Below are 15,759 nucleotides of genomic sequence, written 5' to 3'. Positions count from 1 at the left end.
TGCTGCCCCGGCGGGCTTTTTTCAAAGCCGGGACGGCGGCAGACCAACAAGGCGGCGTCAAGCGCAGCCACGACACGGAATACGGATAGACCAAGATGCGCACATTCATTGCTCCCCTTCTTCTCGGGCTGGCGCTTGCCGGTTGCCAATCAGGGTCTTCTCAGCAGGCGTCGATTCCCAATCAGCCAACCCTGGACGTTCCAGCCGGCGCGCAGAGCGTCACGATCGCCGCCGATCCGCCCGCTGTACGCAATGCATTGGTTCAAAGTGCAACAGAACGCGGCACGTTGGTGGTCCAGAACCAGCCAAACATGGTGGTCATGGAACGTACCCTGACCGGCGCCAACCCTGCTCTCGATGCGGAGTTCGGTCCGTCGGATAATGGCAACCGGGTAATCCGGGTGCGCGTCCGCTTCACTGGAGGCAACTGCCAGACGCTCGCCGTGCAGGACGTTGCCGTGATCAACAATGCCCGCACAGCGCTTGAACAAAGTTTTGTTTTGCCGGGCAATCCGAACACGATGCAAAGCCTGCGCGGTATGAAATCCCGCGCAGAAAGCGCAAGCACTTGCCCGCGTGTGAGCTGAACGCGGGTGCGCCCGGCGCTATTCGTTAAGCTGGAATGGCGTCCGGCGCATATTGCATGAGAAAATCAGCACTTGGCGGAATTGGCTTGATCACATCGATCAGCACGCCGTTTGGATCTGCGACAATAAAATGCCGTTGCCCAAACGCTTCATCGCGGATGTCCTGAACCACTGGCAGCCCGGCCATCTTCAACCTTGCATACTCGGCATCAACATCATCGACCTCGAAATTGATCAATAGGCCGCAGACAGTGCCGCGGCCTGTTTCCGGGATGGTGTTATGGCTGCCGTCGAGCACTGCCAAATTCACTGCCGGATCTGATTTTGATTGAAGATGCACGTACCAATCAGCCTCAAATGCAGTTTTGAAATCGAAATGGGTCCGGTAGAAGTCGGCCGTCTCCATAACCTTTGCGGTCATGATAACGGGGTAAAACTGGTTACATTTCATGGCTGGTCTCCCAAAGCAAATCAACATACACTCTGTATGTAATAGTCAATTAACATACAGGCTGCATGTATGCAAGTAGAGAAGCCTCGTCGAAGCCAAGCCGAACGCCGGGCCGAAACCAAGGCCGCCCTGATGAACGCTGCCCGATCGCTTTTCGTTCAAAAGGGCTATGCCGAAACGGGAACGCCGGAACTGGTAAAAGAAGCGAATGTAACCCGCGGTGCGCTCTACCATCACTTTTCAGACAAAGCGGACATTCTGCGCGCGGTGATCCATGCAGAATCCCAGGCTGTCGCCGATGAGATAAGCGCCAAGACCGATCCCGGACAAGCGCCGCCCGACGCCTTCATGCATGGCGCGAAGGCCTATTTCACCGCCATGAAAACCCCCGGACGGGCCCACCTGCTTCTATTGGAGGGCCCAAACGTGCTGGGTCTTGAGGAGATGGCGGAGATCGACCGGCAAACCGGCCAAGGCACCTTAATCGATGGATTGCAGCATGCGGCCGCGCACGGACAATTGCCGGCGGGCATTTCCATAGACGCCCTTGCGGATCTGCTCTCAGCCCTGTTTGACCGGGCCGCCCTGGCGATAGCATCCGGTGCCGACGAAGGGGCTTATGTCACCGCCACTCAGACACTGCTCACAGGCGTATTGAAACCGACGTGAGTCCGGCCCATCATCCCAGTATCTTGTTCAGTGATTGATATTCATGCCAACAATTTATCAACTCAAATCCAGATTTCAGGATATACTACGGCCGCTTTGCCGGCATTTGGCAACAGCAGGTGTGACTGCCAATCAAGTGACGGTCGGCGCTGCTTTGCTTTCGTTTTTGAGCGGCCTCGCGATGCTGCTTTTGCCCGGCAGCAGCTGGCCCTGGCTCCTCCTGCCGCTGGTGTTGCTGGTTCGTATGGCGCTGAATGCTATCGACGGTATGCTGGCACGCGAGCACGGCCAAAAATCAAAACTCGGGGCGATCCTCAACGAACTCGGCGACGTTGTGTCGGACTGTTTTTTGTATTTGCCCTTTGCCTTCCTGCCCTTTGTCAGCGCGGAACTTGTCACAGGACTTGTTCTCCTTGCCATTGTCGCTGAAATGACCGGGGTCATTGCCGTTCAGATCGGCGCGTCCCGCCGCTATGACGGCCCGATGGGCAAAAGCGACCGCGCAGTCCTGTTCGGCTTTCTTGGTGTCGCGGTTGGCCTCGGCGTAACCATGCCAGTGCCGTTTGCCGCTCTTTTGGGCCTTGCCTGTGTGCTTTCGGCCGCCACCATCTTCAACCGGGCGCGCGCGGCCCTTCGCGAGGCAAGCTGACATGACCCTTTTCCCGCTTCACGGCGCCCTTTTGGGCATTTGGGCGATCCTGGGAGCAGCCATCGTTATTGTATTCTGGCTGTCCCGGAAAAACACTGGGAAGGACTATAGCGAACTGGTCCAGCGGACGAAAAGCTGGTGGGTGATGATCGCGATCTTCACCCTGTGCTTTCTCGTTAGCGAATTGCTCTCGATTATCGTGTTCGCTTTGATTAGCTTTCTGGCGCTGAAAGAATACTTTTCGATGATCCCGACGCGCCGGGCAGACCGTCGCGTGTTGTTTTGGGCGTATCTGGCGATCCCGGTGCAGTATTTTTGGGTAGCAGATGCATATTACGGCATGTTTGCGGTATTTATCCCCGTGTACATGTTCCTGTTTCTGCCATTTGCGTCGCTTCTGTCACAGCAGACCGAAGGCTTTTTGAAGGCAGTCGGCACGCTGAATTGGGGCTTGATGCTGTGCGTGTTTTCCATCAGCCACGCAGCGTTCCTCTTAATCCTGCCGCCAACGGGAACCAACAGCGCAGGCGGTGCAGGGCTCCTTTTGTTTCTTTTGTTCCTGACCCAGTTCAATGACGTGGCGCAATACACGTGGGGCAAGCTGTTCGGCAAACGCAAGATTATCCCTGGCGTCAGCCCGAACAAAACCTGGGAAGGCTTTCTGGGCGGGGTTGGCACCACACTGGTGCTCGCCGTCCTGACTGCTCCGATTTTAACGCCGTTCAGTTGGGAATATGCGGCCGCTGCCGGGGTCCTGATCGCGCTGGCCGGTTTTGTGGGCGATGTTACGGTATCTGCACTTAAGCGCGATCTCGGGATCAAGGACGCCGGCAGCTTGATCCCGGGCCACGGTGGCATCCTCGACCGGATCGACAGCCTGACCTTCACCGCCCCGCTGTTCTTCCATTTCACCCGCTATTTCTTCTACTAGGACGCGGCCCGGCTCATGCTGCAAAAGCTCTTCTACATATTTGTCAAGATCGGCGTACTTTTCCTGCTTGGTTTGAACGTCCGCCGAAAAGAGCTGCTGCCAGCCTCCGGCCCGGCCATCATCGTTGCCAATCACAACAGCCATCTCGATACGATGGTGCTGATGGCCCTGATGCCGCTGTCAAAACTAAAGGACATCAAGCCTGTTGCTGCCGCCGACTACTTTTTCTCAAACCCTCGCAAAGCCTGGATTTCTGAGCATGTACTCGGCATCATCCCTGTAGAGCGCGAGCGTAAGGACAAGACCTGGGATCCCCTTCAGGGCTGTTATGACGCGCTCGAAAAGGGTCAGGTCCTGATCCTGTTCCCCGAAGGCTCGCGAGGCGAACCGGAACAGATGACCGGATTGAAAAAGGGCGTATCTTTCCTTGCAGAAAAGTTTCCGCAGGCACCCGTGGTACCGGTATTTACTCATGGTCTCGGCAAGGCGCTACCGAAGGGGACGTTTCTTCTCGTGCCGTTCTTCTGCGACATCTTCATCGGAGATGCACTCACCTGGACCGGAGACCGGGCAAGCTTCATGGAAGCACTGAAAGACAGGTTTGCCGCACTATCGAAGGAAAAGAATTTTGCGGCCTGGGAGTAACGTTGCCGCATTCTGCTGGGGTCTTGCCGAGGCGACCGTTTTTTTCATCGTGCCAGACGTTCTGCTTAGCGCCTATGGGTTGTCGTCCCTCAAAAAAGCTGTTCTGGCATCGGTCTTCGCAGCGCTCGGTGCATCTATCGGCGGCTTATGCGTTGCGTTGGCTGTTCAACAGCATCCAGAAACAGCCTTCCGCCTTCTGGCGGCTGTGCCAGGCATTTCGGAAACAAGTTTCGAACGGGCCCGGGAGCTTCTCTCACAAGGTCTGTTTCCCGGATTGATCGCAGGGGCTTTTTCCGGTCTTCCCTACAAGATCCTGGCGGCCGAAACCGCCGTTACCGGAACCTCGGCATTTCTGCTTGCCGCTCTTACTCCATTCGCCCGTTTGCCGCGCTTTCTTCTGGCAAGTCTTGCCAGCTATACGATTTCAAGAGCTGTTGGCAGACGGCTTTCATTGCGCTCCAAGCTTGCCATTTGGGCCGCCTTCTGGGTGGTGTTTTACGTTTTTTATTTTTACGCCGTTGGTTTTATCGGATAGCGGTCCGGTTCTTCAAACACGTCGATGACCCGTGTACCGGCTTTGATGACAGCCCCGTGCTGAGCACCTGCAGGGATGGAATAGATCGATCCGGGGCCCAGCACACGCGTTTCACCCTCGATGGTAAATTCGATCTCGCCGCTCAGCACAGTGCCCCATTGCGCAAGGTGGGAATGTGGCGGCAACTCCATGTCCCGGATGAAGTCAAAAAACACCACCAGCCCGTGATCTGACCGGATTGCATAGGACTTCACAACTTCATCGGGAAACGGAATGTCCAATGCTGGAAAGCTTTTGATGAAATCAGGCAGGTCCATGAAAGGCTCCGTTGAATAGGGGCGATGCTCAAAGTTGAGCTGGAATTGGAACTTCTTTCCGAAAAAACTCCGGGTTCGGAGCGATCCTGCGCCGCTTACGTCTACTAAAAATAACTCATCTTCCAAACCTGATGAGCTCTGAGTAATTGAGCCCAGAGGCCGGCAAATTTGACGTATCCGGCAGTAAATTTGTAGCCCGACCTTCGTTTGCATCCGATGTTTGATCCAAAACACCCAGCCGGTCCAGATAATCCGGCACATGCCCGGACAGGATCACCCGCCAATCAAGAGGCATTTCTGGCCATAAACTGTCAGCCAGATTGAACACGACAGTGGTGCAGTTCGCGGTCAAGGTGTTGTAGAATGAGGGAGTATCAGACAGGTCTTGTGCGAGCCGGACATAGGGCAAGAACAAGTCCTTCATCTGAGTGTGTGACAGCGCCACCGGATCCATGCGAACACGTTCCTGCCGTATGTAGGTCCGGAGCCTCAAGATATCGCGCTCCGTAGCGGCAATAAGGACCAGTTCAAACTGCCTGAAAAATCCGCCTATCGTATTGAAAGCCTCATGGGCTTCTCTGCGCGTTTCAACGGAAAACACCACATTTTCACCGTCGTGGAATCCGAAACCGACCATCAAATGGGCGATGTCTGGATTGTCCCAAACCGAAGTGATCACATCTACACTCTTCAAGCGTGTCAGATCATAGGTTCCGCTGATCCATCTGTGCGTCGCAGAGTTTGAAGTTTGCCAGTCAAAGTCGCGAATGTTTTTCAAACGGACCGTATTTGCTTTTACGCTCGCCGTTACGCCCCTCGAAACATCATTAGCCCAAGCCTTGTTCTGTTCCGGGGTGATGGTTTGATACCAAGCGAAAACCCCGGTAGCGCAGAGCGCTGCGGCCAGCAAGGACAGTGCGCGCGCGGAACCGCAACCAAGTCAGGCCACCTGAGGCCACTAAAAATCACTGTGACCGCAAAAAACCAAGCAGTGTCTGAAAGGTGAAATCGCGTCGCGGTGATGCTCCAAAGAGCGCCTAAAATGACCACGGCCGCAAATGCTATGTGTTTGAAAATGTTTGTCAGTTGAAACAAGATCTGGTCCTCGAAAATTGTGCCGGAAATTGGCAGCGTCGAAACGCTGCCAATTTGCTGATGCGTGCCTGATTTTTGCAATTGCGTCGGGCCGGCGGTCGAAAATACAGCGCGCCTAGGCGGGATCCTGGGCTGATACTTCAGCCAGCAACCGTTCGGTCTTCGCATCCTCGATTTTGTTGTAAATACGGTTGTTTTCTTCCTGGTCGCGCACCGCTTTGGTGATCGAAGCCGTAGAATAGACCAGCATCAGGGCTGCCATTGCGTAGTAGCCTTTTGCCGAAAAGCTGGCCTCAAGCGACCAGATACCACCCGCCATCATCAACGCAGCGACAGCAAAATTGAAGTATGTGAAAAGGTTCCAAGCGTTGGAGGGTTTTGATGTGAAGTTTGGCATTTGAAGGTCTCCTTGTGAGATATGGCCCAGTTTTCGGGCAGATTGACTGTATAAAAAAGAAAAATTGGGACTCTGATGAGTTTACGAGGTTTGATCTGCCGCGTTTGCTTGCAATCTCTGCAAGACACGTGAAGCATCTGTGGTCACAGACCTTCCGCACCCTGCCCCTGCAAGCTTTTCGACAACATGTGTTGCGGACGCTGTTGCATTCAGATCAACCATCGCAATCTCAACCTGTTCAGCATGAGATTGACGCTCCTGCAGTCTTTGCAGCGTTTCTTCCGCATCTCTCAAACTTGCGAGGACTCCGTTTGGAACCGAGCCCCGAAGTTTTTGCGTTTGCTGAGCGGCATCGGCAATCTGTTTTCCACGCTGGAGTGTGCGTAGCCGCTGCTCTGACAAAGCCACTTGGTCGCGCAATTGTGCGGCTTGAGCTTGGTAGTGTCCCAGCGCCTTTTTTGTCGCCGCGTGTTCCTTTTCGAGGTCCGCAATCACGGCTGCTGCTTCTGAGGCTAGATCTTCACGGCCTAGCCGGATGGCCTCCATTGCGCGTGCCTCCAGATCCGCCAAACGTTCGGCCTGCTCTTCTTCTCGTTTTTTTTCACGTGCGGCATAAGCCATAACGATTGCGACCGACTTTTTTGCCGAAGTCAGACCATCAGCTGCATCGCGCAATTGCTGGCGCAGAATGGAAATCGTGTTGGTATCTAAAAACGCCTCTGCGGCATCATATGTCCGCCCCCGAAGGAGCGTCGTCATCAACTTGAACATTTGGCCCTCCATTGATATGAACAACGTTCACAAGATGACTCTAATAACACTGTGAACAATGTTCAACATTCTTTTGAACGCCGTTCATTCTTATGGTTAATGAAATGTTAAAACGAGAAACGAAACGTGCAGAACTGCGGGAACGGATCATCGCCGCAGCTGAGGCGGAACTGATCGAAAAAGGGCTTTCCGGCCTAAAGGCGCGAGATATCACGTCGCGCGCTGGCTGTGCCCTAGGGGCTCTTTACAATGTCTTTGATGATCTTGACATGTTGGTGCTAGAGCTGAATTCCCGCACATTGGCGGACTTAGGAAACGCCCTTTCGTCGTCCGTACCAGTCGAATCATCTTCTGGCCGGCAGGTGCTGCAAGCACTGGCTGCCGCTTACACCGACTTCGCCAGAGACCATCAGCATCGTTGGATGGCCCTGTTCGAACACCGGCTCCCTGAAGGGAAATACAAGCCAGAAGAATATCGTATGGAACAGACAGTCCTGATAGACGCAATCGTTCCGTCTCTAAAGGAGCTTTGGCCGGAACTTTCAAAAGAGACACTGGCTATGCGTGCACGAACGACGTTTGCCGCCGTGCATGGTGTGGTGTTGCTGTCGCTCCAGCAACAATTTGTCGGCGTTCCTTTGAAGGAACTGAAGTCAGAGGTCGAGGCCTTGGTAGAGCTGCTGTCCCGGCAGTGACTGCCCAATCTCACCCGTTCAGCACGTCTTTCACAGTCGTTGCAAGCTGCTTGAGGGTGAAGGGCTTGGGCAGGAAGAAGAACTTTTCGTTCTCCGGCAAATTTTCCTCAAAGGCATCTTCGGCGTATCCGGAGACGAAAATGATCTTGAGGTCAGGCCGTGTCTTTCTCAGCTCCACCAGAAGCGTTGGCCCGTCCATCTCCGGCATGACAACGTCCGATACGACCAGATCAACCTTTCCGTCGGTCTCTTCCATAACGTCGAGCGCCTCGGTCCCGGAAGCCGCTTCGTGGACCGTATATCCCCGAGAGGCAAGCGCCCGGGCCGCGAAAGCGCGGACGGCTTCCTCATCCTCGACGAGCAGGATCGAGGCTGACCCGGTCAGGTCTGCGACTTTTTCCGGCTCGCTCTGAACCTTTTCAACCGGCTTCTCTTCTTCCACCTCGGGGATGTAACGCGGCAAGAACAGCCGGAAAACTGTCCCGGCACCAACCTCCGACGTACAGAAGATGAAACCGCCGGTCTGCTTGACGATGCCATAGACCGTTGACAGCCCAAGCCCGGTCCCCTTGCCCACTTCCTTGGTGGAAAAGAACGGGTCGAAGATTTTTTCCATCACATCCGGCGGAATGCCGTGTCCGGTGTCTTCAACCTCGATCAGGCTGTACTCGCCCGGCGGCATGCCGCGTGTGTTGTCAAACTGGGTAGATTCGGCTCCGGTCACATTGGAAGTGCGGATCGTCAACCGCCCGCCATCGGCCATGGCGTCGCCCGCATTCACCGCGAGATTGACGATCACCTGCTCAAGCTGGTTGAGGTCGGCCATGACAGGCCACATGTCCCGGCCATGAATGACCTTCAGCTCGACCTTTTCGCCAAGCAGCCGGTCGAGCAAGATGGACAGATCCGCCAGAACATCGTTGAGCGCCAGTTTTTGCGGCCGCAAGGTTTGACGGCGTGAAAACGCCAGAAGCTGACGCACGAGCCCGGCCGCCCGATTGGCATTCTGCTTGATGTTCATAATGTCCTGGAAGGACGGATCGGTCGGTCTGTGGCTGGCCAGCAGAAGATCGGAAAACCCGATGATCGCGGTCAACACATTGTTGAAGTCATGCGCAACACCGCCTGCCAACTGGCCAATGGCCTGCATCTTCTGGCTCTGGGCGAACTGAGCTTCCAACGCGCGCTGCTGGGTCGTCTCAAGCGCATAGACAATCGCCGTCTCGCCATCGCCTTCGCCATCTTGAACAGCCGAGACATAAAACGTGGCAGAGCGGGCATCGTTGTCTTCATTCAACGGGATATCGATCGGCGCGATTTCGCTAATGCCATGGGAGGCCGCAGCAAGCGCCTTGTCGAGATCGCTGCGCGCGTTTTCTGCAACATAATCGGTGAGCTTCGGAGATTCACTGGACAAATCCACAGCCGAGAACAGCCGCAAGAAGGGCGCGTTGGTACGCAGCACCCGGCCCTCATGGTCGAGCGAAGCAATCGCGATCGGCGTGTTGTTGAAGAAACGGGCGAACCGAACCTCTGCCGCGCGCAGCGCTTCGGACGCTTCTTCCCCGCGGGACCGGTTGAGAACCAGCGTCCGGCTGTCGCCCGGATTGCCATGTTCGCCGAACGGAACACGGTGCAGCAGACGCACCGGAAAACTCCGTCCGCTGCGGGTCACGAAATCGAGATCGAAGGTCTCGCTTTTCACTTCACCGGCATGGCCTTTCAGAGACCGGATCAATTCCGTCCCGTCACCGCGGACAATATCGGCCAGATCCAGCTCGCCGGCTTCAAATTGCGCAAGGTCATAGCCCAGCCAGTCGGCCAGAGTTGCGTTCAGGTACACCACACGGCCTGCGCCATCACACGAGAAAAAGCCGGCGGGAGCATGATCCAGAAAATTGATCACCCGCTGCAATTCTTGGAAGGAATCTTCCTGCTCGGCACGGTCACGCGTGATGTCGGCAATCTGCCAGATACACAAGGTTCGGGCACTGCCGCCTTCGCTTTTTGGAACGGCAAGCGGGCGTACCGAAACCCGGTACCAGCGCGCGGTTCCATCGGAAGGGCCGAGCGCCTGCGTCATGCGGATTTCTTCCTGGGCGCGGCGCCCCTCGCGCATGGCCTGTGAGAGACGGAAAATTGCGTCCGTTGCGTCCGGATCGTTGGAAAACACCCGCTCAACAACCCGCACTTCTGCCTCGGACGCCGCCCCGGTCAGATCGGCATAGGCCTGGTTCACATAAATCAGACGCCCGTCGAGATCGGTTACAAGTGCGCCGTCATCCATGCTGTTCAAGAACGCAGTCGCGATCGGGTTGGATGTGTTCCGCGCGGAAACCCGCAGGAATCCGATTGCGCCGGCAAACAGGCAAAAGACGCCGATAACGGCCAATACACCCAAGAAGCCGAGAACATATGGCTGCGCGGCGGCCTTTTCCATCATGGCAAAGCCAGCCGCTGCGCCAATCAAGAGGATTGCCAGCGCTATCAAAAGCCAGATGTTGCCGGACCGTTCCGGCCGGTCAATGACAGGCTCCGCCGGTGCGCCGTCCAGTTCACTCATTCCATACTCCCCGGCCCGAATCGCTTTCTAAGGCCATGAACAACTGTTTGACGCGGGGCTGCCAAGATCAACTGCTTAGCCCTCAGTTTGCACGCCATCCAGCCCTTTTGCGCATTTTAAAGACAAAGCCAATAAGCTCAGCTACCGCTTTGTAGTGCTCTTCAGGAATTTCCTGATCGATTTCCACATTTGCATAAAGCGCGCGCGCCAGCGGCGGGTTTTCGATCACCGGAATTTCCGCATCCTTGGCGACCTCCCGGATCTTCAAGGCGACAGCATCAATCCCCTTGGCAAGGCAAAGCGGTGCGCCCATGCCTTCCTCGTATTTGAGCGCAACGGCATAGTGCGTCGGGTTGGTCACAACCACGGTCGCGTCAGGCACGGCAGACATCATGCGTTTGCGGGCCCGTTCCATGCGGATTTGCCGGATCTTACCCTTGACCAGGGGATCCCCTTCTGTCTGCTTAAACTCTTCCTTGACCTCGCGCAGCGACATTTTCTGTTTCTGAAACCACTTGTGTTTCTGATAGATGAAATCCAGCCCGGCAATAATGGTCATGAAGGCAAGAACGGCGGCCAGCAGCTGCAGGACAAGAATTCGCGCCTCTTCCAGGATGATCATCATATCGGCAAAGATCATGATCTCCGCCTCGTCGCGGCGCGGCCAAAGGACAGCGACCATCAGCGCACCGACAATCGAGATCTTCAGCATACCCTTTGCGAAGTTCACGAGGCTTTCCGAGGAGAACAGCCTCTTGAAGCCGGACAGTGGCGAAACCTTGGACAGTTTCGGCTTGATGGTCTCGGTCGTAAACAACAGCTGATGCTGAACCAGATTGCCTGCCACCGCCATCGCAACCACCATAAGCAGCGGCAGCCCGACCAGCAGCGCAAGCATCCGCCCCGTGTCCCACCACAACATCCCCAGCGCGCTGCCGTCTACCGGGATCTGATGGGCGTGTTCCATGTATCCCTTTAATTCGGACCCGAGCGATCCGGCAATGCCGGGCGCGAAAAAGGCAATCAGCATGGTCGCCCCGGCCAGAGTGAACCAAGTGCTGACTTCCTGAGATTTTGCGACGTCCCCCTTTTCATGCGCCTCTCTGAGGCGTTTTTGCGTGGGGTCCTCAGTTTTCTCCGAGTCGTCGGTCTGATCAGCCATCTGCGCTCCCTAGCCGGCAAGAAACTTGCCGAGCGCCTGCTGGAAATGGTCAAGATAGAACGTCATCAGCGACGAAATCAGAACCACAAGAAGCAACAGCCCGAGCGTGATGTTGACGGGCATTGCGATGAAGAAGATCTGGAGCTGCGGCATCAGCTTGTTCAAAAGGCCCAGCCCGAAATAGAACACGATGCCTACAACAATGAACGGGGCACTCATGCGCATGGCGACCGAAAAAACATCGGCCACCGTTTGCACAGCATATTGGGAAAAGTCGCTGACCGGGATCAGCGTGCCGGGCGGAAACAGCTCGAAACTATCATGCAGCGCCGCAATGACGAGGTAGTGTGTGTCGGTTGAGAACACCAAGGTGATTCCCAGAATCGATAGATAGTTCCCGAACAAAGCACCCTGCTGGCCCTGGTTTGCGACATCGGTGCCCAGCGCAAAGGCCATACCCGATTGGCTGGCCATGATCATGCCGGCCGTGGTCAGTGCGGACGTGATGAGCTTTGCGCAGAGCCCGATTGCAAACCCAATGACCATTTCCATGGCGAGCAAGGCCAACAGGAACGGCAAGTTCCCCATGAGGTTCCCCGGATACAGGGGCGCAGCCATCGGATAGAGCACAAGCGTCACCGCCAACGCTATGGTAAGCCTGATCCGCGTGGGAATTGAACTTTCACCAAGCGCCGGCAACAACATAATCATTGTGCCGAGCCGGGCGAACATCAAGAGAAACACCGCGGTGACCTCTGGCAAGAAAGACAGGTTCACCGTCATCTAGGCCCCCGGCTCAAGAGCTGGACAGGATCATTTCCGTGATCCGCGCCATGAAGGCCGATAGAGTTTGACCCATGAAGGGCAGGCTGATCATAAGGGTAACAAAGATCGCGAGGATCTTGGGAACGAACACCAGGGTCATTTCCTGGATTTGAGTAAGGGCCTGGAACAGAGCGATAACAACACCGACGAGCAGACCGATCACCATCGCCGGGGCCGATATGACAATCATCGCCCAGACGCCTTCGCGCGCTATGTCGAGTACTTCACCGCCTGTCATTGCCCGCCCCCGTCTGACTGCCTAAATCGGCATGCGCATGATTTCCTCATAAGCGGAAATCACCCGGTCCCGCACAGTCACCATCGTTTCCAACGCTACTTCCGTTTCGGCAATTGCGGTCACGACGTCAACGACGTCAGTCTTGCCTTCCACAAGTCCGACGGCTTTTTGGTCGGAAGCCCGGCCTTGGTCCACAACAGTTTCAACGGCCTGTTGCACCATCTGGCCAAAATCGGCGCTGTTGCGGGCACCGAGAGCGTCCTCGGCAGGATTTGCCTGCTGGGTGAGTCGCGCCGCCATTTGATAGGCATTGCTGGCAATTGTCGGCGTAGACATGGTTCAGGCCTTCTCCGGGTTAGTAGGGTGTGGCACGCAGGTCTCAGGCGCGCAGGATATCGACGGTCCGCTGCAACATCTTCCGCGTCGCCTCAATCACGTTCAAATTTGCTTCGTAAGACCGCTGCGCCTCGCGCATGTCCACGGTCTCAATCAGCGTGTTGACGTTCGGGATCCGCACAAAGCCGTTTTCGTCGGCCGCCGGATGCCCTGGCTCCAGACGGGTTTTGAAATCGGATTTGTCTTCGGCAATCCGCCCGAGTTCAACCATCTCTGCGCCGACCTGCTTGTCAAACTCACTGCGAAAGGTCGGGATCTTGCGCCGGTACGGGTCCTCCTCCGGGTTCCGGCCCGTCGAGTTGGCGTTCGCAATATTCTCTGCGATCACCCGCATGCGTCCGTTTTGCGCCTTCAGGCCGGATGCTGAAATAAACAGCGATTTGATCATGTCCATCGGACAGCTCCTATGGGTTCAGCCGGATCACCGGCCTTTCGACAACGCGGTCCGGATAAGGCTCAGGCTTTTGGTGTAAAGCGTCGTCGCGGCCTGATAATCCATCTGGTTTTCGGTCACTTTCATCATCTGCTCTTCGAGGATGACGTTGTTGCCGCTTGGGGTAATCTCGAACATATCCCGCTCAACGACCTTGCCTGGCGTTCCTGCAGAAATCATGCCGGTCAAATGCCCGTTATCGGTTCTGACGGTCTGCAGGCCGAAATACTCACGCCCCATGTGGTCCTCGAAAGAGTAGCTTTTCAGCTCCTTCGCTGTGTATTCCGGGGTGTCCGCGTTCGCGATATTTTCCGCAAGAACCCCCTGGCGCACCTGGTGCCATTGCATCTTCGACTTCAGCGCCTGAAAAATCGGCAGGTCTGTAAAGGCCATGCGAGTCACCATTTGTTAACCAAGTAGGCAAACCTTGCCGCCCAGAAGGTTAATGAATGGTTAACGAATACCTCTGAGACAGCCGAAGGGCGTCTTTACGGCACGAATCCTGGGTACTTCTTTTGCAAAACGCAATTCTTGCGCGCTGCGCGGTGGGCAGATTTTGCCGCATTCTGTTAACTTTACCGACAAGAGAGATTCGTAAGTCGCGCTGGGTTCACAGGATGAGCACACCCGGCCTGCGCGGCAAGGCAAAACGGCCGGTTCGATGCAACGGGCCGCCGAAGAGGTTTTTATGTACGAGTGGATTTCGAGCACATTGGGAGTTGGGGACGGTGTTGCCCGGGCGGCCAGCTTTGTCGTATCTCTGGGCGTCGTTTTGGCTCTGGTTGCCCTGTTCTTTTTCATACTGAAGAAGCTCACCGGCGCTCGGATCAACACGACCCGGGGCCGACAGCCGCGCATCGCGATCATGGACGCCGCCAGCATCGACACGCGCAGACGTCTTGTTCTGGTCAGGCGGGACAATATTGAACATCTGATTCTAATCGGGGGCCCCACCGACGTTGTTGTCGAACAAGGTATCATCCGGGGGCAGCCGCTTGGAGCCAACATGCCAAGGCCGCTCCCCGGAGCACAAGCACCAGGTCCCGGGGCACTAGAGGCAGATGTCACACCTGTCCCCCCCGCGCCGCCGGCTCCAGTTGCTCAGCCGGTGCCAACGACACAGCAGCCCGCAGCTGCTGCAGTCCAAACCGCTCCCTCGCCAAAAGCCCCATCGGCACAGCCGGTTGGCCCAGCCCAATCCCGTTTCGGCACCGACACACCACCGACCGGCACGGCCCCGGCCGAAGCTTCAGCCCGGCCCACACCCCCCTCACATGTGGCCGCCAAGACCGACCCTGCCGGGCTGTTCGAACCCGAACCTGAGCAATCCCAGTCTTCTTCCGCCAAAGTGAACGCCGGATCGCTGATCCGGGCGGCCGCGAAGAATGCTCTTGGCGCCGCTGCAAGCGTTCGGGACCGGACAGCAACAAAGACACCGCCCGAGCCCCAGGTGAAAGCCGCTGCAAAGCCAACAGCGGCCTCGGATGACGGCAAAGGTGCGGATTTGAACGTGGCGCCCGCCCCGATCGCTGCCCCTGCGCCAGATGTCAAGGGACCTGCACCAGCGCCAAGCGAGCGGAAAAGTTTCGTTTCGGGCTTTGCGGATTCCATCACCAAACCTCTGGCGAACAGAATGCAGCCCAGCAGCGACAAACCGCGCTCTGTTTCGCCGCCATCCTCAGGTCCGGCCGCGCGCGCAAGAACAGCTCTCTTCCGGTCCGCCGCTGCCGAGAAACAAGAACCGGCCGCCCCCGCCGTGAAGGCCCTTGGTGCGGAAGCCGGGAATGCACGAACAAAACCTGTCGAGCCCGCGGCAAGTCCGCTCGAGCCAACCGCTCTCGCCAGCCAGGTACCGCAAAAACCGGCCCCAGACCCACACGTTTTAAGCGGCTCACCCTCTCAATGCGACAGCGTGGCTCAATCAGACAGCGCGGCAAAACCAGACGAGCCCCCCAAAACACCCGTTGACACGAACAACGGCGAAAAAACGTCTGAAAGTCAGCAGCCAGAAAAGCCCGAACAGGACCAGCCCGCGCTGGCGGCCATGGGCACAGAGCAAGACATGCAAAATCAAATCCAGGCACAAACGACTGTGTCGACAGGAGCATCTCTGGTAACTCATAGCCCGCAAGAAGAAGCAACAACTGACAAGCTGGCATCGGGGCTCGAAGCAAGCCTTTCAACACCGGTTGTTGAGGATAAGCCCGCTTCCGAAAGCACGCCGGTCATAAAAGCCGTTACAACAGAACCAGCACCTTCAGGGAGCAAGGCTCCCCATGTTCCGCCGCCGGTGAAGAAATCACCGCTCGACGACAAGAACCCGCTCGAGGATGAAATGGCAAAGATCCTCGACGAGATCCACGGGTCAGCGAAATCATGACAGCAACGCTGCGCCGCCCG

20 protein-coding genes are annotated in these 15,759 nt (G+C 56.5%); 8 read left to right on the top strand and 12 right to left on the bottom strand.

All coding sequences use genetic code 11. The features are described 5' to 3' along the window. The first annotated feature begins 95 nt into the window (after positions 1-95). Positions 96-587, top strand: a complete 492-nt coding sequence (locus JM93_RS06780; protein ID WP_145341568.1) for a hypothetical protein — start codon at positions 96-98, stop codon at positions 585-587. 25 nt (positions 588-612) lie between these two features. Here the strand turns inward: JM93_RS06780 and JM93_RS06775 are convergent, their stop codons facing one another. Beyond that, positions 613-1,038, bottom strand: a complete 426-nt coding sequence (locus JM93_RS06775) for a VOC family protein (RefSeq protein ID WP_145341566.1) — start codon at positions 1,036-1,038, stop codon at positions 613-615. A 69-nt stretch (positions 1,039-1,107) separates the two neighbouring features. Between JM93_RS06775 and JM93_RS06770 the strand changes: the two genes are divergently transcribed. The 5 genes from JM93_RS06770 to JM93_RS06750 are packed head-to-tail and all read left to right on the top strand — an operon-like array spanning position 1,108 to position 4,467. Then, complete coding sequence (locus tag JM93_RS06770; protein ID WP_145341564.1) at positions 1,108-1,707, top strand: TetR/AcrR family transcriptional regulator; 600 nt, start codon at positions 1,108-1,110, stop codon at positions 1,705-1,707. Between the two features lie 43 nt (positions 1,708-1,750). Continuing rightward, positions 1,751-2,356 carry a CDP-alcohol phosphatidyltransferase family protein gene (locus JM93_RS06765; RefSeq protein ID WP_145341562.1) on the top strand — a complete coding sequence of 202 codons (606 nt, stop codon included), beginning with the start codon at positions 1,751-1,753 and terminating at the stop codon, positions 2,354-2,356. 1 nt (position 2,357) lies between these two features. Then, positions 2,358-3,287 carry a phosphatidate cytidylyltransferase gene (locus JM93_RS06760; protein ID WP_145341560.1) on the top strand — a complete coding sequence of 310 codons (930 nt, stop codon included), beginning with the start codon at positions 2,358-2,360 and terminating at the stop codon, positions 3,285-3,287. 15 nt (positions 3,288-3,302) lie between these two features. Beyond that, a complete protein-coding gene (locus JM93_RS06755) occupies positions 3,303-3,932 on the top strand; it encodes a lysophospholipid acyltransferase family protein (protein WP_145341558.1) in 630 nt (209 codons plus the stop codon). Beyond that, positions 3,916-4,467 (top strand): hypothetical protein, encoded by a 552-nt coding sequence (locus JM93_RS06750; RefSeq protein ID WP_145341556.1) that lies wholly within the window; start codon positions 3,916-3,918, stop codon positions 4,465-4,467. The genes JM93_RS06755 and JM93_RS06750 overlap by 17 nt, the downstream gene beginning before the upstream one ends. Here JM93_RS06750 and JM93_RS06745 read toward each other — a convergent pair. The 4 genes from JM93_RS06745 to JM93_RS06730 all read right to left on the bottom strand — a co-directional run bounded on the left by JM93_RS06745 (position 4,443) and on the right by JM93_RS06730 (position 7,047). Further along, entirely contained in the window at positions 4,443-4,784 is a 342-nt protein-coding gene (locus JM93_RS06745) for a cupin domain-containing protein (protein ID WP_145341554.1), read from the bottom strand. The genes JM93_RS06750 and JM93_RS06745 overlap by 25 nt on opposite strands. A gap of 115 nt (positions 4,785-4,899) precedes the next feature. After that, entirely contained in the window at positions 4,900-5,562 is a 663-nt protein-coding gene (locus tag JM93_RS06740; protein WP_208994978.1) for an Lnb N-terminal periplasmic domain-containing protein, read from the bottom strand. 432 nt (positions 5,563-5,994) lie between these two features. After that, positions 5,995-6,276, bottom strand: coding sequence for a YiaA/YiaB family inner membrane protein (locus JM93_RS06735; protein WP_145341550.1), 282 nt, complete (start codon positions 6,274-6,276; stop codon positions 5,995-5,997). A gap of 81 nt (positions 6,277-6,357) precedes the next feature. Next, positions 6,358-7,047 carry a PspA/IM30 family protein gene (locus JM93_RS06730; RefSeq protein WP_170230556.1) on the bottom strand — a complete coding sequence of 230 codons (690 nt, stop codon included), beginning with the start codon at positions 7,045-7,047 and terminating at the stop codon, positions 6,358-6,360. Between the two features lie 104 nt (positions 7,048-7,151). Here JM93_RS06730 and JM93_RS06725 point away from each other — a divergent pair, with 104 nt between their 5' ends. Continuing rightward, complete coding sequence (locus JM93_RS06725) at positions 7,152-7,742, top strand: TetR/AcrR family transcriptional regulator (RefSeq protein ID WP_145341546.1); 591 nt, start codon at positions 7,152-7,154, stop codon at positions 7,740-7,742. Positions 7,743-7,752: 10 nt separating this feature from the next. Here JM93_RS06725 and cckA read toward each other — a convergent pair whose 3' ends face one another. The 7 genes from cckA to flgB form a co-directional block, all read right to left on the bottom strand. Then, positions 7,753-10,305 (bottom strand): cell cycle histidine kinase CckA, encoded by a 2,553-nt coding sequence (gene cckA / locus JM93_RS06720; RefSeq protein ID WP_145341544.1) that lies wholly within the window; start codon positions 10,303-10,305, stop codon positions 7,753-7,755. Positions 10,306-10,387: 82 nt separating this feature from the next. After that, positions 10,388-11,467, bottom strand: coding sequence for a flagellar biosynthesis protein FlhB (gene flhB, locus JM93_RS06715; RefSeq protein ID WP_145341542.1), 1,080 nt, complete (start codon positions 11,465-11,467; stop codon positions 10,388-10,390). A 9-nt stretch (positions 11,468-11,476) separates the two neighbouring features. Further along, positions 11,477-12,250 carry a flagellar biosynthetic protein FliR gene (fliR, locus tag JM93_RS06710; RefSeq protein ID WP_145341540.1) on the bottom strand — a complete coding sequence of 258 codons (774 nt, stop codon included), beginning with the start codon at positions 12,248-12,250 and terminating at the stop codon, positions 11,477-11,479. Between the two features lie 13 nt (positions 12,251-12,263). Next, positions 12,264-12,530, bottom strand: a complete 267-nt coding sequence (fliQ, locus tag JM93_RS06705) for a flagellar biosynthesis protein FliQ (protein ID WP_145341538.1) — start codon at positions 12,528-12,530, stop codon at positions 12,264-12,266. A gap of 21 nt (positions 12,531-12,551) precedes the next feature. Beyond that, positions 12,552-12,866 (bottom strand): flagellar hook-basal body complex protein FliE, encoded by a 315-nt coding sequence (gene fliE / locus JM93_RS06700; protein WP_145341536.1) that lies wholly within the window; start codon positions 12,864-12,866, stop codon positions 12,552-12,554. 43 nt (positions 12,867-12,909) lie between these two features. Next, a complete protein-coding gene (gene flgC / locus JM93_RS06695; RefSeq protein ID WP_145341534.1) occupies positions 12,910-13,320 on the bottom strand; it encodes a flagellar basal body rod protein FlgC in 411 nt (136 codons plus the stop codon). Positions 13,321-13,347: 27 nt separating this feature from the next. Further along, positions 13,348-13,752: a flagellar basal body rod protein FlgB gene (flgB, locus tag JM93_RS06690; RefSeq protein WP_145341532.1), complete on the bottom strand. Its 405-nt coding sequence runs from the start codon at positions 13,750-13,752 to the stop codon at positions 13,348-13,350. A 295-nt stretch (positions 13,753-14,047) separates the two neighbouring features. Here flgB and JM93_RS06685 point away from each other — a divergent pair, with 295 nt between their 5' ends. Then, positions 14,048-15,739 carry a flagellar biosynthetic protein FliO gene (locus JM93_RS06685; RefSeq protein WP_170230554.1) on the top strand — a complete coding sequence of 564 codons (1,692 nt, stop codon included), beginning with the start codon at positions 14,048-14,050 and terminating at the stop codon, positions 15,737-15,739. Positions 15,740-15,759 lie beyond the last annotated feature (20 nt).

The sequence above is a fragment of the Roseibium hamelinense genome, from assembly GCF_007830545.1.
Classification (GTDB): domain Bacteria; phylum Pseudomonadota; class Alphaproteobacteria; order Rhizobiales; family Stappiaceae; genus Roseibium; species Roseibium hamelinense.
Note: the sequence above shows the minus strand (reverse complement) of the source record. Positions and strands in the feature narration are given on the sequence as shown.